Annotated in this window: 22 protein-coding genes and 3 pseudogenes; 12 read left to right on the top strand and 13 right to left on the bottom strand. The window is 60.0% G+C overall.

Features of this window, described 5'->3' with window-relative positions; all coding sequences use genetic code 11:
* The coding region (locus HJ536_RS20275; protein WP_177159206.1) for a transposase at positions 1-128 on the top strand (128 nt) is incomplete at its 5' end.
* Between the two features lie 131 nt (positions 129-259).
* Here HJ536_RS20275 and HJ536_RS20270 read toward each other — a convergent pair.
* From HJ536_RS20270 to HJ536_RS20245, 7 genes and pseudogenes are all read right to left on the bottom strand, one after another.
* A complete protein-coding gene (locus HJ536_RS20270) occupies positions 260-3,166 on the bottom strand; it encodes a glycosyltransferase (RefSeq protein ID WP_177159205.1) in 2,907 nt (968 codons plus the stop codon).
* 69 nt (positions 3,167-3,235) lie between these two features.
* Positions 3,236-4,306: a hypothetical protein gene (locus tag HJ536_RS20265; protein ID WP_177159204.1), complete on the bottom strand. Its 1,071-nt coding sequence runs from the start codon at positions 4,304-4,306 to the stop codon at positions 3,236-3,238.
* A gap of 173 nt (positions 4,307-4,479) precedes the next feature.
* A pseudogene (locus HJ536_RS21030) lies at positions 4,480-4,628 on the bottom strand (integrase core domain-containing protein); the annotation flags it as partial.
* A 43-nt stretch (positions 4,629-4,671) separates the two neighbouring features.
* Positions 4,672-5,849, bottom strand: a pseudogene (locus HJ536_RS20260) (IS3 family transposase).
* Between the two features lie 56 nt (positions 5,850-5,905).
* Positions 5,906-6,060: pseudogene (locus tag HJ536_RS20255) on the bottom strand (transposase); the annotation flags it as partial.
* Positions 6,061-6,499: 439 nt separating this feature from the next.
* A complete protein-coding gene (locus tag HJ536_RS20250; protein WP_177159203.1) occupies positions 6,500-6,925 on the bottom strand; it encodes a YqaA family protein in 426 nt (141 codons plus the stop codon).
* Between the two features lie 59 nt (positions 6,926-6,984).
* The gene (locus tag HJ536_RS20245; RefSeq protein ID WP_177159202.1) at positions 6,985-7,866 is read right to left on the bottom strand and encodes a LysR family transcriptional regulator; all 882 of its coding nucleotides are present in this window, start codon (positions 7,864-7,866) and stop codon (positions 6,985-6,987) included.
* A gap of 167 nt (positions 7,867-8,033) precedes the next feature.
* Here HJ536_RS20245 and HJ536_RS20240 point away from each other — a divergent pair, with 167 nt between their 5' ends.
* A complete protein-coding gene (locus HJ536_RS20240) occupies positions 8,034-8,963 on the top strand; it encodes an AEC family transporter (protein ID WP_177159201.1) in 930 nt (309 codons plus the stop codon).
* Here the strand turns inward: HJ536_RS20240 and HJ536_RS20235 are convergent.
* Complete coding sequence (locus tag HJ536_RS20235; protein WP_177159200.1) at positions 8,960-9,586, bottom strand: TetR/AcrR family transcriptional regulator; 627 nt, start codon at positions 9,584-9,586, stop codon at positions 8,960-8,962. The two genes, HJ536_RS20240 and HJ536_RS20235, sit on opposite strands and share 4 nt — an antisense overlap.
* Before the next feature lie 285 nt (positions 9,587-9,871).
* On the opposite strand from HJ536_RS20235, the gene hpbA reads away from it, so the two are divergent.
* Positions 9,872-11,908, top strand: a complete 2,037-nt coding sequence (gene hpbA / locus HJ536_RS20230) for an N-methyl-L-proline N-demethylase HpbA (protein ID WP_177159199.1) — start codon at positions 9,872-9,874, stop codon at positions 11,906-11,908.
* Positions 11,909-11,914: 6 nt separating this feature from the next.
* Here hpbA and HJ536_RS20225 read toward each other — a convergent pair whose 3' ends face one another.
* From HJ536_RS20225 to HJ536_RS20215, 3 genes are all read right to left on the bottom strand, one after another.
* Positions 11,915-14,164, bottom strand: coding sequence for a xanthine dehydrogenase family protein molybdopterin-binding subunit (locus HJ536_RS20225; protein ID WP_177159198.1), 2,250 nt, complete (start codon positions 14,162-14,164; stop codon positions 11,915-11,917).
* Entirely contained in the window at positions 14,164-14,631 is a 468-nt protein-coding gene (locus tag HJ536_RS20220) for a (2Fe-2S)-binding protein (protein WP_177159197.1), read from the bottom strand. Before HJ536_RS20220 ends, HJ536_RS20225 begins: the two co-directional genes overlap by 1 nt.
* 114 nt (positions 14,632-14,745) lie before the next feature.
* Positions 14,746-15,168: a DUF1801 domain-containing protein gene (locus tag HJ536_RS20215; protein WP_228028838.1), complete on the bottom strand. Its 423-nt coding sequence runs from the start codon at positions 15,166-15,168 to the stop codon at positions 14,746-14,748.
* A 215-nt stretch (positions 15,169-15,383) separates the two neighbouring features.
* On the opposite strand from HJ536_RS20215, the gene atpD reads away from it, so the two are divergent.
* The 9 genes from atpD to HJ536_RS20170 are packed head-to-tail and all read left to right on the top strand — an operon-like array spanning position 15,384 to position 21,847.
* A complete protein-coding gene (gene atpD, locus HJ536_RS20210; RefSeq protein ID WP_177159195.1) occupies positions 15,384-16,805 on the top strand; it encodes a F0F1 ATP synthase subunit beta in 1,422 nt (473 codons plus the stop codon).
* Entirely contained in the window at positions 16,802-17,260 is a 459-nt protein-coding gene (locus HJ536_RS20205) for a F0F1 ATP synthase subunit epsilon (RefSeq protein WP_176855558.1), read from the top strand. Before atpD ends, HJ536_RS20205 begins: the two co-directional genes overlap by 4 nt.
* Positions 17,253-17,534 (top strand): AtpZ/AtpI family protein, encoded by a 282-nt coding sequence (locus HJ536_RS20200; protein WP_177159194.1) that lies wholly within the window; start codon positions 17,253-17,255, stop codon positions 17,532-17,534. The genes HJ536_RS20205 and HJ536_RS20200 overlap by 8 nt, the downstream gene beginning before the upstream one ends.
* The gene (locus tag HJ536_RS20195; protein ID WP_177159193.1) at positions 17,531-17,800 is read left to right on the top strand and encodes an N-ATPase subunit AtpR; all 270 of its coding nucleotides are present in this window, start codon (positions 17,531-17,533) and stop codon (positions 17,798-17,800) included. The genes HJ536_RS20200 and HJ536_RS20195 overlap by 4 nt, the downstream gene beginning before the upstream one ends.
* Positions 17,800-18,498, top strand: coding sequence for a F0F1 ATP synthase subunit A (locus tag HJ536_RS20190; protein WP_177159192.1), 699 nt, complete (start codon positions 17,800-17,802; stop codon positions 18,496-18,498). The genes HJ536_RS20195 and HJ536_RS20190 overlap by 1 nt, the downstream gene beginning before the upstream one ends.
* A complete protein-coding gene (locus tag HJ536_RS20185; RefSeq protein ID WP_176855554.1) occupies positions 18,491-18,736 on the top strand; it encodes a F0F1 ATP synthase subunit C in 246 nt (81 codons plus the stop codon). Before HJ536_RS20190 ends, HJ536_RS20185 begins: the two co-directional genes overlap by 8 nt.
* 12 nt (positions 18,737-18,748) lie before the next feature.
* Positions 18,749-19,483 (top strand): F0F1 ATP synthase subunit delta, encoded by a 735-nt coding sequence (locus tag HJ536_RS20180; RefSeq protein ID WP_177159191.1) that lies wholly within the window; start codon positions 18,749-18,751, stop codon positions 19,481-19,483.
* A complete protein-coding gene (locus tag HJ536_RS20175) occupies positions 19,476-21,005 on the top strand; it encodes a F0F1 ATP synthase subunit alpha (RefSeq protein WP_177159190.1) in 1,530 nt (509 codons plus the stop codon). Before HJ536_RS20180 ends, HJ536_RS20175 begins: the two co-directional genes overlap by 8 nt.
* Positions 21,002-21,847, top strand: a complete 846-nt coding sequence (locus tag HJ536_RS20170; RefSeq protein WP_177159189.1) for a F0F1 ATP synthase subunit gamma — start codon at positions 21,002-21,004, stop codon at positions 21,845-21,847. The genes HJ536_RS20175 and HJ536_RS20170 overlap by 4 nt, the downstream gene beginning before the upstream one ends.
* A gap of 33 nt (positions 21,848-21,880) precedes the next feature.
* Here the strand turns inward: HJ536_RS20170 and HJ536_RS20165 are convergent, their stop codons facing one another.
* Entirely contained in the window at positions 21,881-22,660 is a 780-nt protein-coding gene (locus HJ536_RS20165; protein WP_338082005.1) for a TIM barrel protein, read from the bottom strand.
* A gap of 39 nt (positions 22,661-22,699) precedes the next feature.
* A partial coding sequence (locus HJ536_RS20160) for a 5-deoxy-glucuronate isomerase (RefSeq protein ID WP_177159188.1) occupies positions 22,700-22,907 on the bottom strand: 208 nt, incomplete at its 5' end.

Here is a 22,907-nt window from a genome sequence, read left to right as displayed (position 1 = left end):
GCAACCGGATCGAGATCATGTTCGGTCGCCTCAAGGACTGGAGGCGGGTAGCGACCCGTTATGACCGATGTCGACAAACCTTCTTCTCAGCAATCGCACTCGCGGCAACCGTTATCTTCCAGCTGTGAAACACAATGGGTCCAGAGCCTAGAGGGCGCAAGAAATATGCTCTCGTCAAAGAATTCCATTCTGAGATATCAAGCAATCACTGAAATGAGGAAAAGAAAGAAGCTCTCAGAGAAACTGAGAGCCAAATTCTTCAAATAGCCGAGAAGAGCGTTTCCGCTAGATTGGGCCACGTCTCTTTCTTTGCAATCTCCAGTGCAGCCTTTCTTTCAATCAGCAGGCCACCATCGTTTTTTCTTTTGAATGCATTTTCCAATGCATCATGCAATCCGTTCGGAAGAGATTGATCATAGAGAAAACCTGCAGGACTACCCTCCAAAACCTCTCGGGTCATCCCCACATTTGGTATAACAACAGGCACTCCAAACGAGAGTGAAAGAAGAAGTGAGCCGGAAGTCAGAATTTTCTTATAAGGGAATGCAGCGATATCGGCTGCGCGGAAATAGACCTGCAGTTCAGCGTCATCAAGAAAACGATCAACCAATTTGATGCGATCAGCTTCCTGCGGCGTAAGCTCTTGTGTCACTCTTGACCAGAAATCATCGTGCACAGCTCCAGCTATTACCAAAAATGCCTTTGCATTTTCAGAAAGCAACTCTCTAAAGGCGTTGATTAGTTCACTAACACCTTTATACGGTCGCACTTGCCCCGCGAACAGAACAACATCCGCGTCCTTCTCAATTCCAAGAGCTTCTCTGGCAGCATCTCGCGTGATGAAACTATCGTAAACTCCGAGATAGTTCCCATGACGCGAAATACGAATCTTTCTATCTTCTACAGGAAACACCGCCCTCACCTCGTCAATAGAAGATACGCTATGAAAATGTACAACATCTGCCAACTCAGAAATTCTCTGCGACAAACCTCTCTCAATTTCAGCGTAGATGTTATCGTGAGATACTGTATTATGGATGGTCCATACTAGCTTTCCACCCATTTCCTTGAATTTGACAAGATTTTTTAAAAACTCTCGCACCTTAAATCGAACCGACATCCGGTCATTAGCATTGACAAATAGAAAGTTAATCCAGTGCAAATGGAAGATAGTTCCGGAATTATCCTTATTGCGCTCTTGTAATTTTATCGCATCCAAAATTGACCCCGAAATAACCTCATGAGTCTTTGCGACATCTTTATAGAGTAGCTTTTGATATGGATTCGCTCGCGAGTAATTTGGCCAAAAAACAACTTGCGGCGTATCAACAACCCTCTGATATCCGACCCGTCTGGGCTGCTTGGGATCCAATACGTGAACATCCCAGTATCTCTTCAACCCCTGGCGTTTCAGCGATTCACGCTGAACGCGATATGTGTTTACTGTCTGAAAGCCCTCATTGACATTTGACGTATTTTCGCCATGCCAGCGACGTTGATACAATACTTCATTAATGTGATGAAATTCACCAGTTTCACACAATTTAAGAAAGATATCGTAATCGACAGCGTTTGTGATATCAGTGCGAAACCTGCCTGTACGCTCCCAAGCAGAGCGCCGGAACATTCTAAAGTGATGCGCAATTGAAGTAAGCATCATCTTCCGCCGAGAGAAGTGCTTCCAACTATACTCGGGCTGCAGATAATTTCCATCCTTATCGACCCTTTCGCAAGAACCATAGCAGCATGTGACTGTAGGATGGTCATCTAAGTATTCCATCATCCTTCGCACCGCTCCCGGTTTCAAGCAATCATCAGAATCCAGCTGACCAATATATATTCCATGAGCCATCGAGATTGCTTGGTTTGAAGCATGACCAATTCCTCCATTTTTGAAGGTTTGATATCGAACTCGATCTTCTGAACCGAATGCTTCGGAAAGAACCGCCATGGTACCGTCTGTGGAGCCATCATTTGCAATGCATACCTCGAGATCCTCGACATCTTGATCCAAGACACTTGAGACAGCTCGAATAATGTACTTAGAAGCATTATAGGCTGGTATATAAATACTTACTTTAGGTACCGTATAGCGCCCATCAGATTTCCTATCCCACGAATTCGGACATCTTTCAACATATCTTACGTGGTCGTTGGTCGAAGATTGATCGCGTTGGTCGCTAATTGCACGGACAAGCAAGGGCGAAAAGTATGCCCCAACGTTGTAGCAACGAAACCCAAATTCGCGCGCTGCATACATGGATGAAGTGAATTCAGGGTCAAATGGCCCGACACGATCCACTAGCGCATTCGAGACCACTAGGTTCAGACTTTCAATATTTCTGAAAGGATACCTCTGAAATTTTGGGTTCGACCTGATAGCATAGAAGTTATTTGCTTCGACATCCTGGCTCAACTCAAACAATGGGAGCACGATTGAGTCACTCGTGTTAAGAAGATTGCGCGCGCGCGCAAAGCACCCTCGATCCAGAGATACGCCGCCCCGCAGAATGAGGTTCACACTATCCTCATGTCTCCCTTTCGCAAAGACCATCTGACCTTCTTTTGACAAGAAAGGACAAGACAAGACTTCAGCTACTAAGCCGAAATGGGACAAAATTCTGTGAATTTCTAGTCTATACTCATCACTCGCGAAAATATAAAAACTCGAAACCTGAAAATCGTCCTGGACAATTAATCCTTGAACAAACTCCTTAAACCCCTCAGCATCAATAAACTGGTAGAAAATACAGAAGGCTGTGCTTTCCGTCGAATTTAAGTTGGCAATGAACGGAGCAGCACTGTAAATCATTTGACAGTCGTTCTGCGTTCCGATCAGATCTGGAAGCGCCATATTGCTGGGAAAGGGTTTCGGTAAATACTCATCCATTCGAAGAGATCGAAATGGCACTGTCCAAATGCCGCGCGGGTTTTCAGTAAATTCTGCGGGAGAATTAATTTTATATTGTTCCGACTTCACAGTTTTATTTTGCTGTAAATCGAAATACCTATTTAGCGAAGAATATAGTTGGGCAGTCATTCTTGGATGAAAGCGGTGAGCATCTACCAGCTTGCGAGCCGCAAGCACGTCGCCATTCCGTTCCAAATTTAGGGCCTGGTTGATTTTTACCCATAGATTTCGCGGGCTTGCTTCAATACTAGTCATTAGAGATCTCTAAGCTTCGAGGTATGTGTGCCTATATGGACCGTGAAGTTTGGTGAACTTCTTCCAACTTTAATGTCTTAGAAACATGACAACTTTTCGAAGTGGAGAAGTTGCGCGCCAAAATGTGCTTTGACGAAAATCTTGAAGATCTTTATGGAGAAAAGAGTTTTCATTTCTCAATGAATTTACTTCAGCTTCCAATCGATCAAAACGGTCTCTTAACCGGCGCTCTCGCTGACGGCTTTCTTCCATTTCGACTTCGTGCTGCGATCTCTCATTTCTCATCTGCAGCTTCTCCTCAGAGAGTTCTTCTTCAATTCTCTGCAGCACTTGAAAAACGCTATCTAGGTCCTGGCCGTGTTCCCGGATAAGCTGTGCAATTTTATTGTTGGCCTCTTCTAAAGAAATTGGATATTCGCAAGGAAGATCAATTGGGTTATCAACAGTCCTTAGCGTTTGCATCGACTGCGCCAAAGAATTCCCACGCTCCACAAGAGAATGGACAAACCAGTCTTTCACGGGATCTTGTGGTGCATGCCGGCTGAGGGAGAGCAATGCACCTTCAGGTTGTTTTCCAAAAACCAACAAAATAGGATGACCATCATCTCCAATCCTGAAATGAGTGAAGCCGCCTTCGAATAATATCTCGTCTAATTCGGCAGAGAAGGCCGCTGCCCCATAGACCACGGCCGCTCCCTTGCGATCCAGTCTCTTTAACCACATCGCCCAATCTTGCGCTTGCGCTTGTTCCTGCGTATCTAAATGAACAGTTAAGAGCGCAATGTGTTTTTCGTTAGAGCTTAGCTCTCCAGAGAGCTGACGTGAGAGCCCAGAATATATTGAACTACAGAGCTGCACAAATTCCCCAGTATTAGGTCGCGTCAGATGCTGATAGCAGGCGCCTTTAATCTTCAGCTTTGATAAAGCTTCGCATGTAGCAATGTGAGCGACACCAGCGCCCCCTCCAAAATTGATCACAAGCTTGGGCTTCAGCTCCTGAACAAGCCAAAAGATCAGCGGAATACACTTAACTGCAGGCGACGGATGTAAGTACGAAGGATCCCAAAACATCGCATCTTTGCTATCATAAGCCAACGGATGTGCGTCTTGTGAGGTCAGAGATTTGAGCTGTGATGTCATTTCGGCCTAGCAGAGTTACTCGAGGTTACCATGTCAGCGGGGTCTACCAAAGCGAGCATTGTTTGTCCCGCCCTAATATCAAAACTCTGCGCATTTCGCGCGTCGCGCTAAATATTCTGAGGTGGTCACTATTTCGCGGATAGTTTTACGGCGCTGCTAAGCTTGCCCTTTGATCATGCCGCCGCCTTGAAGTCAGGCCCCTGATGGGCCTCGACCGGTGTTCTGCCCCCGAGAGCCGAATGCGGCGCTCGGTGTTGTAAAATTCGATCCTCCTACAGATGCCAGCCCTGGCCGCCGATCCGGTCTCGAAGGCATGAATGTAATGACCCAGTGAGCGGCCCCATCTGACTGGTCCATTCTGAATTTTAGTGCATTGTCGGTCGCTGATCCAATGGAACAATGGCCTCCGGCGCTGGGGGCTTGTAGCCTATTGCACTGTGTGGGCGCTTCGTGTTGTAGTGCTGTCTCCAATTCTCAATGATGATCTTGGCTTCCTTGAGCGTGTAAAGGACTTCGCCGTTCAGAAGTGCGTCGCGCATTCGAGCGTTGAAGCTCTCGCAGTAGCCGTTCTCCCACGGGCTGCCTGGCGCGATGTAAGCGGTCTTTGCGCCGACGGCCTTGATCCAGTCGCGGACGGCTTGAGCAACGAACTCAGGGCCGTTGTCTGAACGAATAAAGGCAGGCGGACCGCGGAGAATGAACAAATCCGTCAGGGGGCCGTTGACGTTTCCGGAGTTGAGACGGCGATTGACCTTGATGGCCAAACATTCCCGCGAGAACTCATCCAGAATGTTCAGGGTCCGGAAGGCCTTCCCATCATCGGTCCGGCAATGAACAAAGTCATAGCTCCAGACGTGATTTCGGTATTCTGGCCGCAGCCTGATGCAGGAACCGTCATTCAGCCAGAGCCGCCCCTTCTTTGGTTGCTTTGCAGGCACTTTGAGCCCTCCCGTCGCCAGAGCCGCTCAACACGACCGTCACTCACAGACCAATCCGCATCCCGCAGCAGCGCTGCAATCCGGCGATACCCGTAGCGGCATATTCCCGTGCTAACGCGATCATATCGGCCACCAAGCGGTCTTCGTCATCCTTGCCTCTGGGGAAAGATCGTTGTGTCGACCGATGTTGGCCAAGGACGCGACAGGCGCGACGTTCAGATATGTCGAATTGGCTCTGCACATGCTGGATGCACGCCCTGCGACGGGCGGGGCTCAGTAGGGCTGACGCTCTCAGGACGACAAAGCACCCACTGGATGCTTTGTTTCACGTCCTTCATCCCGTGCGGCCTCCTTAAGGATCAACTTTTCCAGCGTCAGATCAGAGACGGCCCGTCTCATTTGCTTGTTGTCTTTCTGAAGCAGTTTAAGTTCCTTCAGTTTCTCTGCACCCATCCCGCCATACTGCTTGCGCCAGCGATAATAGGTCTGTCGACAAAGACGATCCACCGGATGGCATCCAGACGGGACATGCCTTGTCCCATCAGCGCCTCAACTTGGCGTAGTTTCGTGACAATCTCTTCGGGTTTTGGTCGTTTGTTGTCCATCGGTGGTACTCCATCTCCTAACTATAGGGGCGGACCAGTTCAGTGGGGGAGGCTCACCTTGGTGCATCCCGCCGACGCAAACCATTGCGATTGAGGAAAATAATCCCACTTAAAACCCGCCTGTCATCGACTTGAGGCTTTCCATGGGACTTGGAATAGAAAGCACCTAATGGGCCATCTGCATATCGGTCAGCCAGAAAGAATCAGACATGTTCACCTCTCGTTTTAGAACCGTGAGTCACGCCGCTCCTTTGAAATCAATGGGTCCTGACCAAGACGCTTCGCGTCAGACAGTCGCAGTATCCAAGTGACACAGATATTTTTGCAATTCCATCTTTGCAACTCAGGCGCGAAAGATTAAAGTAAGGGCGTATGATTTTTTAGTTCAGGTGTTTCTATGGCTACTTCAGAGTCACATAGTGACCGCGCATTGCGCATATTTCACTGCAAGTACTGTAATCATCATCTACGTTTCGGGGCGTCGGAATGCGGCTATTGCTTTCGGCCCACCCCTCTGAAAAACCGTCGCTTTTTCTGGGTGATGATGGGTGTCTCCGTGGTTGCGGTCGCCGCAGTCGTCGCGACACGCTAAAAAGGAATTCCCGGCCCGAGCGTCATTGGGCCGACACAGACTCAGGGACCTGAATATATCAGAGCCACGCAAAGGCAAAAGCAGCGACCAGCAAATATCGCCCCGCTTTGGCAATTGTAACAATTATCAGAAAGCTAGGCAGGGGCTCCCTCAGAACCCCTGCAATCAGAGTTAAAGGGTCCCCGATAAATGGGGCCCAACTGGCCAACAGGCTCCAACGACCGAAACGGTGGTAAATCCGCTCGGCGCGCTCCATTTCGCGCGGCTTGACGGGAAACCAGCGGCGATCCTGAAAATGGCGCAGGTAGCGGCCTAGATACCAGTTCACCGTCGAGCCCAGCACATTGCCGATCGTCGCTGCCACAATCAGGCCCGCCACCGACAAATCCGGCCGCGCCAGATAATAGGCCAGCAAAACTTCGGACTGCGCGGGCAGCAAGGTCGCGGCCACAAAGGCTGCGGCAAAGAGGCTGAGATAGGGCATCGCTGGCTTTCTGTTTCCGCGCTGTCCTGCGCCAGTTGGTCCGCAGTTGCAAGATGGGGCTAGATTTGCGCCCCGCCAGTCACGTCACGGATAATACGCACAAGTTCGGCCCCCAGCCGTCCGCCCGTATGACTCTGACGCTCCAGCAGCACAATCCAGCGGGACATCTGCGGGGCCCCGAAGGGCACACAAGTCAGGTCCAGCTCGCCGCGCTCGGCTTCGGACATGGGGACGATGGCCACGCCCAAGCCTTTTTGCACCATGGTCAGGATCACGCGCTGGCTGTCCAGCACCATCTCCTCGTGCAGATCGAGGCGCATTTCCCGCAAACGTTTGTCGATCATCCGCCCCGCCCAAGAGGCCCGATCGAACCGGATAAAGGGATAGGATTGCAGCAAATCCTCGGCGGTTCGGTGCCCTTGGCCAGCGGGGGCGACGATCCAGAAGCGGTCCTGATAGAGGGGCGTCGCCACCAGATCGGGCGGATGGGGGCGCACGGGTTCGGTGGCGATGGCGGCGTCCAACTCTCCGTTGGCGACTTGCAGGGACAGTTCGGCGGACATGCCAGCAGTGACGTGGACCCGCGCGCGCGGATGCTGCCGGTTGAGAATTGCCAAGGCATCGGGCAGCTCCCGCGCCAGAGCCGTCTGGATCGCCCCCAATTTCAGGCGTCCGGCAAGGGATTGCTCGTCGCTCAGTGCGGCGCCGATCTGATCATACAGAGCCAGAACCTCGGCCGATTTTTCCAGCACGATCTTGCCCGCCTCGGTCAACACGGGCAGCCGCCGGGACCGGTCAAAGAGCTGCGCGCCAAACTCGGCCTCTAGCGATTTGACCTGAAGGCTGACGGCGGATTGGGTCAGGCCAACAGCCGCCCCCGCCGCCCCGAAAGAGCCGTGGCGCGCAATGGCATGAAGGGTACGAAGGGCGCGGATGGACATGGGGAACCTCGATTATCCATGAGGATATATCATAGAATGAATAGGAATTAAGAATTTTTCCTAGGGAAAGGCATTTGCTATCCCCATTCCAGACGATGAATTAACCAAAGACCGACCATGTTCCCGACCCTTCCCCGCAGCAAAACCTTCCCCGAAGGGAAAATCCGATGACCGGTCCTGTCCTCTTGGCCTTGATGCCGATTGTCATCGTGATTGCCTTGGGAACGGCCCTGCGGCACGGCAAATTTCTGGATGACGCGTTCTGGCCGCAGGCCGAGCGGCTGGGGTATTATGTCCTGCTGCCTTGCCTGTTTTTTAACAGTCTGGCCACTGCGGACCTGCGCGCAGTGCCTGTAACCGAATTGGCCCTCACGCTGGTCGTTTCGACCGTGGCGGTCGCGGGGCTGGTGCTGCTGATCCGGCCGGTGCTGAATATCGACGGGCCTGCCTTTACCTCGGTGTTTCAGGGCAGCGTGCGGTTCAACAACTATGTTGGCGTGACCCTTGCCGCGGGCCTGTTCGGGGCACAAGGGATCGCGCTGGCGGCGATTTGCAACGCCTCGATCGTACCGACGGTGAATGTGCTGTGCGTTCTGGTCTTTGCCCGCCACGGTCGGGCGCGATTGAACGGGCTGGGGGTGCTGAAGCAGTTGGTCAGCAACCCGCTGATCATGTCATCGCTGGCGGGGATCGTGTTCCAAGTGCTGGGGATCGGCGTGCATCCCGGGATCGGGGCCGCCCTGAAAACGCTGGGACGGGCGTCGCTACCCTTAGGTCTGCTCTGCGTGGGGGCGGCGCTGGATTTCGGCACCGCGCGGCAATGGGTCGGGCCGGTGGTCGCGTCCTCGGCGATGAAGTTTCTGGCGATGCCGGTGGCGACCGCCGTAGCGGCGCTGGTGTTCGGGCTGCACGGCCCAGCGTTAACCACGGCGCTGATGTTTCAGGCGCTGCCCTGTGCGTCCTCGGCCTATATTCTGGCGCGGCAGCTTGGCGGGGATGCGCCCCTGATGGCGGGGATTACGGCGACCCAAACCGTGATCGCGGTGGTGGCGCTGCCGCTTGTGCTGCTTGGCCTCGGGCTGGTGATGCCGGTCTAAAGCAGGCCCAAACGCGCCTTGAACCGGTCCATCTCGTGGTCCGGGGGGCGCTTGCCGGTGTAAATTTCGACATATTGGGGAAAGCGGTCGAGGCGCACTTCGATCGGCTCCTCGACCCGCATCGAGATATAGCCGACCTGCACCAAGTAGATCGTCCGCGCCCGCACATCCGCGTCTTGCGGCGGGTGGCCCCATTTTTCCAGCATCGCGCGCAGGGCATCCAGCCGCACGGTGTCGGCCTTGTGCAGCTGCGCCAAGGCAATCGGGTCTTGCTGCGCCCATGCACGCACAGCCAGTTCCAGCCGCGAGTCAAACGCCCGATCCGCCAGAAAGCAGCTGATGACGTTCAGCATCGCCTCGGTTTCCGTGTAGGCGTATTCGGTGCTGGCAGCGATCAAGGGGGCGGTTGTCGTGGCCTCCCACCGCTGCAACAGACCATCCAGCAGTTGGCGGCGGTCCTTGAAGAACCAGTAGAAACTGGTGCGCGACAGCTTCAGCGTATTGGCCAGCGGCATGATCTTCACCGCGTCCACCCCGCCGGTGATCAAGGCTTCATAGGCGGCGTCCAGCCAGACTTCGGGCGATCCGCGCCAGCCGCGATCAGGAAGGGGTTCGGTGCTCATGCCCGATGATTAAGCGCGGACGCGGGGCATTTCAACAAAATTGACCCTGAGAGCGTCCATAAAATGTACAATGATGTATATATTTTTCTTTCAGGCGGCGATGGACGCGCAGCGACTGACCCCGAAAATTCCCGCCACCTTCTATATAAATCAATGCGATGTCAGATGTTTCATCGCCCGACCGCTACGTCAAACCACACCTGATCTCAATATTGACACATGTGAACATTTTGCGGAACAGTGTGGGGGACCAATCCCGACTCTTGCACCGGAAAGCGCAGCCAGATGTCCAACGATCCCTTGCTTCAACCGTTCCAGCTGAAACACCTGACGCTGAAGAACCGCATCATGATCACCAGCCACGAACCGGCCTACCCCGAGGATGGCATGCCCAAGGAGCGTTACCGCGCCTACCACCTTGAGCGCGCCAAGGCCGGCGTTGCCCTGACCATGACCGCAGGCTCGGCCAGTGTCGCGCGGGACAGCCCGCCGGTGTTCAACAACATCCTTGCTTGGAAGGATGAGGTTGTCGGCCACATGAAGCAGATGGTGGATGCCTGCCACGACGAAGGCTGCGCGGTGATGATCCAGCTGACGCACTTGGGCCGCCGGACACGCTGGGACAAGGCTGACTGGCTGCCCGTTGTGTCCGCCGGCCATCTGCGCGAACCGGCCCACCGCGCCTTTCCCAAACCCGCCGAGGATTGGGATATCGCCCGCATCATCGAGGATTACGCCGACGCCGCCGAACGGATGAAGGCCGCTGGCGTGGACGGGATCGAACTGGAATCCTATGGCCACCTGATGGAGCAGTTCTACTCGCCGCTGACCAACCACCTCGAGGCGCCCTATGGCGGGTCGTTCGACAACCGTCTGCGCTTTGTCTGGGATGTGCTGGGGGCGATCCGCCAGCGCTGCGGAAGCGATTTCATCGTCGGCATCCGCTATTCGGGGGACGAGGATCTGGAGGGCGGCCTGACAAAACAGGACGGCCTGACCATTTCCCAGCGCCTGCGGGACAGCGGGCTGGTGGACTTCTTGAACGTGGTAAAGGGGCATATCGACACCGACCCCGGCCTGACCGACCTGATCCCGATCCAAGGGATGCGTAATGCGCCTCACCTCGATTTCGCAGGGGAAATCCGCGCGGCGACGAACTTCCCCACGTTCCACGCGGCGAAGATCCCCGACGTGGCCACCGCGCGCCACGCCATCGCGGCGGGCAAGGTGGACATGGTCGGCATGACCCGCGCCCACATGGCCGATCCCCATCTGGTCCGCAAAATCGTCGAAGGCCGCGAGGATGACATCCGCCCCTGTGTCGGCGCGAACTACTGCCTCGACCGGATTTACCAAGGGGGCATGGCGCTGTGCACGCACAACCCCTCGACCGGTCGCGAGGTCGAGCAGCCCCACACCATCGCCAAAGCGGACACCAAGAAGCGCGTAACCATCATCGGTGCGGGCCCCGCAGGGATGGAAGCCGCCCGCGTCAGCGCCGAGCGTGGCCACCATGTGACCGTGTTCGAGGCCGCCGACCAACCGGGCGGGCAGTTACGCCTGACCGCGCAGCAGGAGCGCCGCCGCGAGATGATCTCGATCATCGCATGGCGGTTCGATCAGTGCACCAAGATGGGCGTCGATTTCCGGTTCAACAGCTATGCCGAGCTGGACGATGTGCTGGCCACCAACCCCGACGAGGTGTTCATCGCCACCGGCGGCCTGCCCCACACCGAAGTCCTGACGGCTGGCAATGATCTGGTGTGTTCCAGCTGGGATATCATCTCGGGCGATGTGAAGGCGGGCCAGAACGTGCTGGTCTTTGACGACGCGGGCGACCACGCGGGCCTGCAAGCCGCCGACATGATCAGCGCGACCGGCGCGCGGGTCGAGGTTGTGACCCCCGACCGGTCCTTTGCCCCCGAAGTGATGGCGATGAACCTTGTTCCCTATGTGCGGAACATGCAGGTGCGGGACGTGACCTTTACGGTGACATGGCGCCTGCAATCGGTGGTCCGCGAGGGCAACCAGCTGAAGGCGGTTCTGGGATCGGACTATGGGGACTTCAAACGCGAGCGGATCGTGGATCAGGTCGTGGTTAACCACGGCACCCGCCCGCTGGATGATCTGTATTTCGAGCTAAAACCCCTGTCCCGCAACCTTGGCGAGGTGGACTATGACGCGCTGGCCACAGGCGGGGTTCAGGACGTGACCCGCAACGCCGAAGGGGCCTTCCGTCTGTTCCGGATCGGTGATGCGGTGGCCGCCCGCAACACCCACGCGGCGATCTATGACGCGCTGCGGCTGGCGCGGGGGCTGTAACCCCCGTCAGACGAAATCGACATGGCGGTTCAGGGGCAATTCCCTGATCCGCTGCCCCGTCGCCGCAAAGATCGCGTTCGCCAGCGCGGGCGCGGCGGGCGGCACGGCAGGTTCCCCGATCCCACGGATGCGGGGCCCGTTCGACAGGGCTTTGACCTTGATCTCGGGCACTTGGTACAGGCGCAGACCGGTGTAGCTGTCGAAATTCGACTGCTCGGGGGCGTGGTCCGCATAGGTCAGTTCGCAATTCATCGCGTGTCCCAGACCGAACAGCACACCGCCCGTGACCTGAGCCTCAAGGTTCACGGGGTCCAGCACTTGGCCCACGTCCACTGCCACGAACACACGGTCCAGCCGGATGCCATCGGGGGTTTCCGTGACCTCGACGATCTGCGCGCAAGGCACCCCGAAGGACATGCAGAACCCCACACCGCGCCCGTGCCGGTAGCCCACATGGGGGCCGGTCCATTGCGCCAACTCGCCCACGGCCTCCAGCACTTTGCGAGAGGTGTCGTCTAGGCACAGGCGGATCCGCTCGGCCAAGGGGTCGGCGCCTGCCTCGTGGATCAGCTCGTCCAGCAGGCAGTCATGGAAGAACCCGTTCGAGGACGCCCCCACCGACCGCCATGACGACACCGGCACCATATCCGGCGCGCGGTAGCCGGTGACGCGGTAATTCGGGATGGCATAGGGCTGGTCCCATGATCCGGTGGTGATCGTGGCATCCGGCCCCGGAATGCCCATCCCAGCAAGGCGCGTAAACCACCCCGAGGTCATCCTCGATTGAGCCACTGCCAGATCAAAGCTCTCGACCTTGCCGTCCTGAACCCGTCCGCGCCCGCGAGCCACGGCGGCGGGGCGGGGATAGTCGTGGGTCATGTCCTCTTCTCGGCTCCAGACCAGTTTGACGGGCGTGCCGCGCAAGGCGATGGCGATTTCCAGCGCCTGCTCCACATGGGTCATCTCCAGCCGGTGGCCGAAACTGCCTCCCATCTTCTGGACATGGACATGGATGCGGTCGGCGGGCAGGCCGGTCATCTCGGCGGCGCGGTTGCGGATGAACAGCGGGATTTGCGTGCCGGTCCAGATATCGCAATAGGTCTCGGTCACGGTGACCAGCGCGTTCATCGGCTCCATCGGGGCGTGGGCCAGATAGGGAACGCGGTAGGTGGCGGTCAGGCCGGTTCCGTCCTGCAAGGCGGCATCCACATCCCCGACATCCCTCTGGCAATGGTCAAAGGCATCCTCGTTGCCAAGCGCCTCTTCCAGCACCTCGAACATCCGGGCCGAGTCCGCCGGAAAGGGCGCGGGCCCCCAAGTGATATCCAGCGCGTTCGCGCCCTGAAAGGCGCTCCAGGTGTTGCGGGCGATCACGGCGACGGCGCTGGTGATCGGCAGGACCATCATCACGCCCTCGGTCGCCTCGGCGGCGGCGCTGTCCAGCCTCTCGATCCCGCCACCGATGCCGGGGTTGGCGCGGACGGTGGCGTGGACCATGCCGTCCACCTTGAGGTCGATCCCGTAGGTTTCGGTGCCGGTGCATTTCGCCACCATATCCAGCCGCTTCTGCGGATGGCCTAGGCGCTTCCACCGGCCCGCGGGGCGCAGTTCCAGATCGGTCACAGGCTCCAGCTTGGCGGCGTCGCCTGCCAGCTCGGTATAGGGGATGCGCGCGCCATCGGGCAGGATAACGTGCCCATCCTCGGTATTCAGATCCGCGCGTTGCAGGCCGTGGCGGCGGGCGGCAGCCTCTTTCAACGTTTCGCGGGCAACGGCGCCAGCAGTGCGCAACTTGGTATAGCTGTCCGGCACGGTCGAGGACCCGCCAGTCAGTTGCACTTCGAACAGCTTGGCCGGAACGGACATGAAATCGCGCACGGTTTCGGCCAAGGTGCTGGTGTCATAGGCCGGAAAGGGCGTGCCCTCGGCCAAGACAGCCGCGTTGTAATAGGCCGGTCCGGGGGCGCCGGGGGTGATCGTCGCGGTGGCGGGGTCGATATCCAGTTCCTCGGCGATCAGAAGGGCCTGAATGGAATAGGCCCCTTGCCCCATATCCGCGCGGGGCGTGATCAGGGTGATCCCCTCGGGCGTGATCTTGATATAGGAAGTGATGGCGGCCTCGCCCTCGGCCAAACCGTCCAGCAAGGGGTTCCGGATCGGCCGCATCACCATATAGGCCCCGAACGCCACACCCCCCGCAATCGCGGCAGAGCCGATCAGAAAGGTCCGTCGGGTCAGCGTGCGCAACTTGCCCATCAGCGGCCCCCCATGCGAGAAGTCGCCAAATGGATCGCCGTGCGGATGCGCGGATAGCTGGCGCAGCGGCACAGGTTTCCGGACATGGCATCGTTGATTTCCTGATCCGTGGGGACGGGAAATTCCTGAAGCAACGCAATGGCCTGCATGATCTGCCCCGACTGGCAGTATCCGCACTGAGCCACCTGCGTTTCGATCCACGCGGCCTGTACGGGGTGCGGGTTTTCGGGCGTGCCGATGCCTTCGATCGTAGTCACCTCGGCCCCCTCCAGATCAGAGGCGCGCACTTGGCAAGACCGCACCGCCTCTCCGTTCAGGTGAACCGTGCAGGCCCCGCATTGCGCCACGCCGCAGCCGTATTTCGTGCCGGTTAGCCCCAATTCCTCGCGTAGGATCCACAGCAGGGGCATGTCCTCGGGGACGTCGATCTGACGGGGGGTGCCGTTCACGGTGAAGCTTGCTTGCATGGCGGGCCTCTCGGGCTTGGGGTCTTAACTGAAACGCAAATACCTAGCGAATTTCGGGATGCTAGTCGAACTTTGCGTCAAAGCGGCGAAAAACTTGAGCCCTCGCCGCATGTGTCACTCTGCTGTGCGAAACAGGGCCGCGCCGGGCAAACGGCTGGCCTGGAGAACCCAATCCGTGAACTGGTCAGCATTCAGCCCCGCTTCGGTCACATGCAAATACCGCACATCATCCTTTTTCGAGGCCACGGGCGGCGGCGGGACCATCGCACTGCCTTGCCAGAAGGCTACCTTGATATAGCGGGTCATGCAGTGAAAGCTCAGGAACCAATGCGCCCCGTCAATGCCGTAAAACGGGGAATTCCACCGCACCGCCTTACGCACATCGGGCAAGGCCGCCATGATCAGTCGATCAATCTCGCGCCCCACGGTCTGCTTCCAGTCGGGCATAGCGGCCAGATACGCCTCGACGACCGCAGGCCCGTCGCCCTTGGGGATCTGGGGATTTCCGCCGGACAAAAGCTTGGGGGTCTCGGCCATTCGTGCCTCCGCGCGTCGTTTCAAAGACAGTAGTGACAGCGCAGACCGCTCTGCAAGAAAAATGACGTTTGCCCGTAGGTTAGACGCCACACAGGATCGTGAAGGCATCCCTGCGAAATCCGGCGGCAAATCTGCATCTTATTTGATCCTGATCATGAAAACCCGCGCCCGCGCCCCCTAGGGTCAAGACGACTCAGGACTGCGAGGCATTTGGAATGACACAGGGAATTGCGACCACAGGACATGTCTCTGCCGTGCGCGGCGCGGTGGTGGATGTGGCCTTTGACGCTGGCGTTCCGCGCGTGAATGATGCCCTGACCGTGGACACCGGCGGCACCCCCCTGCTGCTAGAGGTTCAGGCCCAACTGGATGCCCGCACCGTCCGTACCATCGCCCTGCAATCCACCAACGGTCTGCGCCGCGGGGCGGTTGTGCGGGCCTTGGGCGGACCGATCAGCGTGCCTGTCGGGGACAGCGTTCTGGGACGGCTGCTGGATGTGACCGGCACACCGGGGGACCGCCGCGATCCCTTGCCCGCTGACGCCCCCAAACGCCCGATCCACCGCGCACCTGCGGCCCTTCATAACCAAGGGGCGCCGTCCGAACTGTTCCACACAGGGATCAAGGTGATCGACCTGCTCACCCCCTTGGCCCAAGGGGGCAAGGCCGCCATGTTCGGCGGCGCGGGCGTGGGCAAAACCGTTCTGGTAATGGAGCTGATCCACGCCATGGTCGCCGGATACAACGGGATTTCCGTGTTCTCGGGCATTGGCGAACGCTCCCGCGAGGGGCACGAAATGCTGCTGGAGATGACCGAGGCCGGCGTTCTGGACCGCACCGTTCTGGTCTACGGCCAGATGAACGAACCGCCGGGTGCCCGCTGGCGCGTGCCGATGACCGCCCTGACAATCGCCGAACACTTCCGTGACGTGGACAAGCGCAACGTGCTGCTACTGATGGACAACGTCTTCCGCTTTGTTCAGGCGGGGGCCGAGGTTTCGGGCCTGCTTGGCCGCCTTCCCAGCCGCGTGGGCTATCAGCCGACCTTGGCAACCGAAGTGGCGCAGCTTCAGGAACGCATCGCCTCGGCCGAGGGGGCGTCCGTGACCGCCATCGAAGCCGTCTATGTGCCCGCCGACGATTTCACCGACCCCGCCGTGATCGCCATCGCGGGTCACGTGGATTCCATGGTCGTTCTGTCCCGCGCCATGGCGGCGGACGGGATGTATCCGGCGGTCGATCCGATTGCCTCGTCCTCGGTGCTGCTGGACCCGCTGATCGTGGGGGCAGACCACGTGACCGTGGCCAACGACGTGCGCCGCGCCATCGAACACTACCGCGAACTACAGGACGTGATCTCGCTGCTGGGGATGGAGGAGTTGGGCCGCGACGACCGCCAGATGGTCGAACGCGCCCGCCGGTTGCAGCGGTTCCTTACCCAGCCGTTCACGGTAACCGAAGCCATGACAGGGATCGAAGGGCGCTCCGTCGCGCTGGCCGACACCATCGCCGGATGCCGCGCCATTCTGGACGGAGAAACCGACGACTGGGACGAAGCCTCGCTCTATCTGATCGGGACCCTCGACGAGGCCCGCGAAAAGGAGGAGGCCGCGAAATCCCGCGGCAAGGCGGCATGAGCCTGATCCTGACCGTCACCACCCCCTTAATGACCTTGGTTGACGGGATCGAGGTCGCCTCCATCCGCGCCGAGGATGCCTCAGGCAGTTTCGGTATTCTGCCCAAACGTCGGGATTTTCTGACGGTTCTGCCCGCGTCCGTTCTGCGCTGGCGCGACCTGAACGGGACCGAGGCCTACTGCGCGCTGCGCTCTGGTATGCTGCGCGTCAGCGGCGGCACCCGTGTGGACGTCGCCTGCCGCGAAGGCGTCTTGGGTGATGACCTGCCGCTGCTGCTCCAGCATGTGCAGGACCTGCGCCACGAACAGCAGGACGAAGAGCGCCGCACCCGTGTCGAACACCTGCGCCTTCATGCGCAGGCCGTGCGCCAGATGATGCGGTTCTTCCATCCCGAACGGATGGGCGCGCTGTCCCACCCGCCCGCCATCGACGCCAGCGGAGGGACCGATGCCTGAGCCCGAAAAACTGGACGAAGTCAAAGACGCCGCCCAACGCGCTCTGATCCGCGAGGCCCTGCGCCAAGAAGACCCCGAGCCCTCGCTCGCCAATCGTTTGGGCCAGATCGGGGTGCTGGGTTGGGCGGTGGTGACACCGATCCTGCTGGGGATTGTGCTGGGGCGGCTGGCGGATCGCGCCGCCCATAGCGGGATATTCTTTACCGCGCCCGCGATCTTTATCGGGGCGGGGATCGGCCTGCACGCGGCTTGGAAATGGATGCATCGGCAATGACTTACATGGCTCTTTATACCGTTCTTGGCTTTGCTGCGGGGCTGACCCTAGGGGCGGTGCATTTCCTGACCCTCGGACGGCTGGTGGATATGCTGGTCAGCGGGACGGTGGCGTGGCCGCTGATCCTGCAACTGCTGCGCTTTGCGGTGCTGGGGGCGGTCCTCTATGGCCTTGCGCTGCTGGGGGCGCTGCCGCTGATCGCTGGCGCGGCGGGGATCGTTCTGGCGCGCGTTCTGGTCCTGCGCCGCACCAAAGGGACCGCCTGATGGACAACCCGCTGATCACCGAACCGTTGTTCCACATCGGCCCCGTCCCCATCGCCGAGCCTGTGCTGGTGAATTGGGCGCTGATGGCCGTGCTGGGGCTTGGCTCTGCCCTGCTGACCCGCCGCCTGTCGCGCACCCCCTCCACCGCGCAAACCGTGGCCGAGCTGTTTGTCAGCACCATCGACGGGCAGATCAGCGACACCATGAACCGCGATCCGGCCCCTTATCGCGGGCTGATCGGCAGCATCTTTCTGTTTGTGCTGGTGGCGAACTGGTCCTCGCTGATCCCGGGGATCGAGCCCCCCACCGCGCACCTTGAAACCGACGCCGCGCTGGCGCTGATCGTCTTTGTCGCGACCGTCCTCTACGGGATCAAGAACAAAGGCCTGCGCGGTTATCTGGCCACCTTTGCCGAACCCAGCTGGGTCATGATCCCCCTCAACATCGTCGAGCAGATCACCCGCACCTTTTCCCTGATCGTGCGCCTGTTCGGCAACGTCATGAGCGGCGTTTTCGTGATCGGGATCGTGCTGTCGCTGGCGGGGCTGTTCCTGCCCATTCCCCTTATGGCTCTGGATCTGCTGACCGGCGCAGTTCAGGCCTACATCTTTGCGGTGCTGGCCACCGTGTTCATTGGCTCTGCTGTTGGCGAAGGCCACGCGGCCCCCTCAATGCAAAAGGACCCCTCTCATGGATAACCTTGTCGAAGTCGTCTCGATCATTTCTGCCGCGCTGGCTGTCGGGTTCGGCGCCATCGGTCCCGCCTTGGCCGAGGGCCGCGCCGTCGCCGCCGCGATGGAGGCTATCGCCCGCCAGCCCGAAGCCGCAGGTACCCTGAGCCGGACCCTGTTCGTGGGCTTGGCGATGATCGAAACCACGGCGATCTATGCGCTGGTGGTGGCGCTGCTGGTGCTGTTCGCGAACCCCTTTGTCTGATCGGACGACGCCATGACCATCGACTGGTGGACACTCGGCCTGCAAACGGTCAACGCGCTGGTGCTGATCTGGCTGCTCGGGCGGTACCTATTCGGGCCGGTCAGCGCCATCATTGCCGAGCGCCGTGCCGCCGCGCAGGCCGATCTGGACAAAGCCGCCGCCGAGCTGGAAGCAGCCCGCGCCGCCCATTCCGCCGCCGAGGCCACCCGCGATGACGTCGCCCGCCAGCGTGCGGATATGCTGGCTGCCGCGCAGACCGAAGCGGACGCCGAGCGCACCCGCCTGCTGGCTGCCGCCGCAGACGAGGCTGCCGAAACACGCGCCCGCACCCAAAGTCAGATCGCGCAGATGCAACAGACCGCACGCGCCGAAATCAGCGCCGAGGCCGCAAAGCTGGCCGCCAACATCGCGCGCAAGGCCTTGGCCCGCCTGCCCGATGACATTCTGGTGGCCCCCTTCGCGGACGGACTGACTGATGCCATCGCCGCCCTGCCAGAGTTGGCCCGCGACCGCATCGGACAGGACGGCCCCGTCACCCTGCGCACCGCCCGCGCCCTGACCGCCGCCGAGGAAACGCTGATCCGGCAGGCCCTGAGCCGCGCCCTTGGCCGCGACATCGCGCTGACCCTGCTCGCGGACGCCAGCCTGATCGCGGGGCTGGAACTGGACGCCCCCACTGCCACCGTGCGCAACCATCTGGCCGCCGACCTGACCCGTATCGAAGCGGAGCTTGCCGCCCATGACTGACCTTCCCCTGCCCGAAAACTGGCTGACCGACGCCGAAGGCAAACTGCACCGCGTCCCCCTTGGCCCCACCGCCGAGGCCGTGGGCCGCGTGACCAAACTGGCGGACGGCATCGCGCAGATCACCGGCCTGCCGGACGCCCCCTTGGGCGCGCTGCTGAAATTCGACAGCGGTGCCTATGCCTTTGCCCATTCGCTGGACCCTGACCTGATCAACGCGGTCTTTCTGGATGACGCCGCCGAGGTCACCGTGGGCGAGCGTGTGACCGACACCACCGAAGTCCTGCGCGTTCCCGTGGGCGAGGCCCTTTTGGGCCGCGTGGTCGATCCCTTGGGGCGTCCCCTGGACGGGGGCCCTGCCATCAATGCTGCGCAGCATATGCCCGTGGAACGCCCCGCCCCTGCGATCATCGAGCGTGATCTGGTCAGCCAGCCCCTTCAGACCGGCGTTCTGGTCGTGGACAGCCTGTTTGCCATCGGCCGCGGCCAGCGCGAACTGATCGTGGGCGACCACGCCACGGGCAAAACCTCGCTCGCGGTGGATGCGATCATCAACCAGCGCGGCACCGATGTGATCTGCGTCTACGTGGCCGTCGGCCAGCGCGCCACCGCCGTCGAACGGGTGATCGAGGCTGTGCGCAAACACGGCGATCCGTCCAAATGCATCTTTGTGGTGGGCAGCGCGGGCACCCCGCCCGGCCTGCAATGGATCGCCCCCTTTGCGGGCATGACCATAGCCGAATACTTCCGCGACAAGGGCCAAGACGCCCTGATCGTGATCGACGACCTGACCCTGCACGCCGCGACCCACCGCGAACTGGCCCTGCTGACCCGCGAACCTCCGGGGCGCGAGGCCTATCCGGGCGATGTCTTCTATCTGCACGCCCGCCTGCTGGAGCGCGCGGCGAAGCTGTCCCCCGATTTGGGCGGCGGCTCCCTGACCGCATTGCCCATCGCGCAGACCGAGGCTGGGAACCTTTCGGCCTACATCCCGACCAACCTGATCTCGATCACCGACGGACAGATCGTGCTGAACAGCCACCTTTTCTCGGCCAACCAGCGGCCTGCGGTGGATGTGGGCCTGTCGGTCAGCCGCGTCGGCGGCAAGGCCCAGAACAAGTCCCTGCGGTCCGTCGCGGGCCGCATCCGGCTGGAATATTCCCAGTTTCAAGAGCTTGAGATGTTCACCCGTTTCGGTGGCATTTCGAACGATCGGGTCAAGGCGCAGATTGCCCGCGGGGAACGCATCAGGGCCTTGCTGGTCCAGCCCCGATATGCAGGTCTGCGGCTGGTGGATCAGGTGGCCCTGCTAGCGGCCTTGGGTGACAGCATTCTGGACGAGGTGCCTGAGGACCGCATTGCCTCCCTGCGCGACCGTCTGCCCGACTGGCTGGACCGCACCGCGCCCGAAGTCGTCACGGCGCTGGCATCCGGCGGGGCGCTGACCGACACCGGCCGCGCCACACTGACCGCCGCCGTTCGGGATTTGGTCGCCGACATCGCCCGCTTGGGACAGGACGCATGACCGGACGTCTGGCCGACCTGAATGCCCGCATCGACACCGTCCACAAGCTGGAGTCGGTGATCAAGGCCATGCGCGGCATCGCGGCCTCTCGGGTCCAAGAGGCGCAGGCCAGTGTGACCAGCGTGCGAACCTATGCCGCCACCATTGGCCACGCGATCGCCGAGGTCCTGCCGCTGGTCCCCGCCCCCGACGATCCGCGCCCCAATGGGCCAGACCATCACGGCATCATCGCCTTCGCCGCCGAGCAAGGGTTTGCGGGCACCTTCTCTGACCGCGTGTTCGAGTCTGTGATCGCCGAAACCGGCCCCGACACCAGCCTCTTTGTGGTGGGCGAGCGTGGCCTGACCGAAGCCGCCGAACGCCACCTGCCCGTCACATGGTCCACCCCGATGATCGCCCAACCGTCCCAAGCCCTTGGGCTGGTGAACCGCATCGGGGACGCAATCTTCGACCGTCTTGCTGCGGGGCAACTGACCCGCGTGTCCGTCATCCACGCCCTGCCAGGTGTGGCCCATCACGGGGAAATGGCGGTCAAACGGCTCATGCCGTTCGACACCTCGCGGTTCCCGCAGCCGCAATCGCAGAACATCCCCGACCTGACCTTGCCCGCCGCCGACCTGCTGCGCGACCTGATCGAGGAATACGTGTTCGCCGAACTGGCCGAGGCAGCCCTATTGTCCTTTGCCGCCGAGAACGAGGCACGGATGCGCGCCATGATCGCCGCCCAAGACAACACCGCCAATACGCTGGCGGGGATGGTCGCCACCTCTCGTCAACTGCGGCAAGAGGAAATCACCGAAGAGATCATCGAACTGGCCATGTCCAGTCTGGCCCAAACGTAACAGGGGCCGGCATCTCTGCCAGCCCCTTTCGCATCAGATGGTAAACGCCGCGACAAAGGCGTCCAGCGCCGCCTCTTCATCGCCCTTGGCAAAGGCCTCCATCCCGACGGGGCCGCGATAGCCCATCTCGTTCAGGGCTTTGGCCACACCGGCATAGTTAATCTCGCCGGTGCCGGGTTCGCAGCGACCGGGGTTGTCCGCCACCTGAACCTCTCCGATCCAGGGCAGGCAGGCCTCGCACCAGCGGATCAGATCGCCCTCGCCAATCTGGGTGTGATAGAGGTCAAGGTTAATGCGCAACTGCGGCCGGTTCACCGCCGACACCAGCCCCAGCACCGCGCCGGTCGACCCGAACGGACAGCCCGGATGATCCAGCGGGTTCAGGTTTTCCAGCGTAAAGACCACGCCCTCTTCTTCGGCCATATCACAGATGCGGTGCAGGGTGTCGCGCGCGCGCTGCTCCATCCCGGGGGCAAAGGCGCCGTGCTGCGGGATCGGCAGCCCGAAATCCCCAAGGCCCGTCCCGTGCAGGTTCAGCCGGTCCACCCCAAGGCGCTTGCCAACCTGCGCCGTCTCGCGGGCCGAGGCCACCAGCATATCGGCTCCTTCGGCATCGGTCAGACGCCCGACCAAATAGCCGTTCATGATGGTATAGTTGGCGCCCACGGCCTCGAGCTTGGCCAGATCATGGGCGGGCCAGTTCCACAGGCCAACGCCAAGGCCACGCTCGGTCAGACGCGCAGCGCGCCATTCGATGGGCTTGTCCTGCCAGAGCATTTCGGCGCAAGCCGCCAGTGCAAAAGGTTGGGTCACTTCAGTAAACTCCGGTGAAATGGGGATGATAGCAGGGGATCAAAACAGGTGCTCCACCTCAGGCGCGGGGACGAAGCGCCATTTCCTGAGGGGCCCTGCCATGACGTTGAGGTAGTACATCTCGAAGCCATAGGGTGCACCGCAGGGGTGGTGGCCGCGCGGGACGCAGACCACGTCGCCGTCCTTGACCGCCATGGTTTCGTCCAGTTGCCCGTCATCGGTGTAGACCCGCTGGATGCCAAAGCCG

It is taken from the genome of Donghicola mangrovi, assembly GCF_013377535.1.
GTDB lineage: Bacteria > Pseudomonadota > Alphaproteobacteria > Rhodobacterales > Rhodobacteraceae > Donghicola > Donghicola mangrovi.
Note: the sequence above shows the minus strand (reverse complement) of the source record. Positions and strands in the feature narration are given on the sequence as shown.

Excerpts from the sequence above, each read along its gene's own strand:
- HJ536_RS20270 (WP_177159205.1), bottom strand. The coding sequence starts at position 3,166 with ATGACTAGTATTGAAGCAAGCCCGCGAAATCTATGGGTAAAAATCAAC.
- HJ536_RS20240 (WP_177159201.1), top strand. The coding sequence starts at position 8,034 with ATGACCGGTCCTGTCCTCTTGGCCTTGATGCCGATTGTCATCGTGATT.
- HJ536_RS20195 (WP_177159193.1), top strand. The coding sequence starts at position 17,531 with ATGACTTACATGGCTCTTTATACCGTTCTTGGCTTTGCTGCGGGGCTG.
- HJ536_RS20180 (WP_177159191.1), top strand. The coding sequence starts at position 18,749 with ATGACCATCGACTGGTGGACACTCGGCCTGCAAACGGTCAACGCGCTG.
- HJ536_RS20245 (WP_177159202.1), bottom strand. The coding sequence starts at position 7,866 with ATGTCCATCCGCGCCCTTCGTACCCTTCATGCCATTGCGCGCCACGGC.
- HJ536_RS20185 (WP_176855554.1), top strand. The coding sequence starts at position 18,491 with ATGGATAACCTTGTCGAAGTCGTCTCGATCATTTCTGCCGCGCTGGCT.
- HJ536_RS20170 (WP_177159189.1), top strand. The coding sequence starts at position 21,002 with ATGACCGGACGTCTGGCCGACCTGAATGCCCGCATCGACACCGTCCAC.
- HJ536_RS20215 (WP_228028838.1), bottom strand. The coding sequence starts at position 15,168 with ATGGCCGAGACCCCCAAGCTTTTGTCCGGCGGAAATCCCCAGATCCCC.
- HJ536_RS20175 (WP_177159190.1), top strand. The coding sequence starts at position 19,476 with ATGACTGACCTTCCCCTGCCCGAAAACTGGCTGACCGACGCCGAAGGC.
- HJ536_RS20265 (WP_177159204.1), bottom strand. The coding sequence starts at position 4,306 with ATGACATCACAGCTCAAATCTCTGACCTCACAAGACGCACATCCGTTG.
- atpD (WP_177159195.1), top strand. The coding sequence starts at position 15,384 with ATGACACAGGGAATTGCGACCACAGGACATGTCTCTGCCGTGCGCGGC.
- HJ536_RS20190 (WP_177159192.1), top strand. The coding sequence starts at position 17,800 with ATGGACAACCCGCTGATCACCGAACCGTTGTTCCACATCGGCCCCGTC.
- HJ536_RS20200 (WP_177159194.1), top strand. The coding sequence starts at position 17,253 with ATGCCTGAGCCCGAAAAACTGGACGAAGTCAAAGACGCCGCCCAACGC.
- HJ536_RS20225 (WP_177159198.1), bottom strand. The coding sequence starts at position 14,164 with ATGGGCAAGTTGCGCACGCTGACCCGACGGACCTTTCTGATCGGCTCT.
- HJ536_RS20220 (WP_177159197.1), bottom strand. The coding sequence starts at position 14,631 with ATGCAAGCAAGCTTCACCGTGAACGGCACCCCCCGTCAGATCGACGTC.
- HJ536_RS20205 (WP_176855558.1), top strand. The coding sequence starts at position 16,802 with ATGAGCCTGATCCTGACCGTCACCACCCCCTTAATGACCTTGGTTGAC.
- hpbA (WP_177159199.1), top strand. The coding sequence starts at position 9,872 with ATGTCCAACGATCCCTTGCTTCAACCGTTCCAGCTGAAACACCTGACG.
- HJ536_RS20235 (WP_177159200.1), bottom strand. The coding sequence starts at position 9,586 with ATGAGCACCGAACCCCTTCCTGATCGCGGCTGGCGCGGATCGCCCGAA.
- HJ536_RS20250 (WP_177159203.1), bottom strand. The coding sequence starts at position 6,925 with ATGCCCTATCTCAGCCTCTTTGCCGCAGCCTTTGTGGCCGCGACCTTG.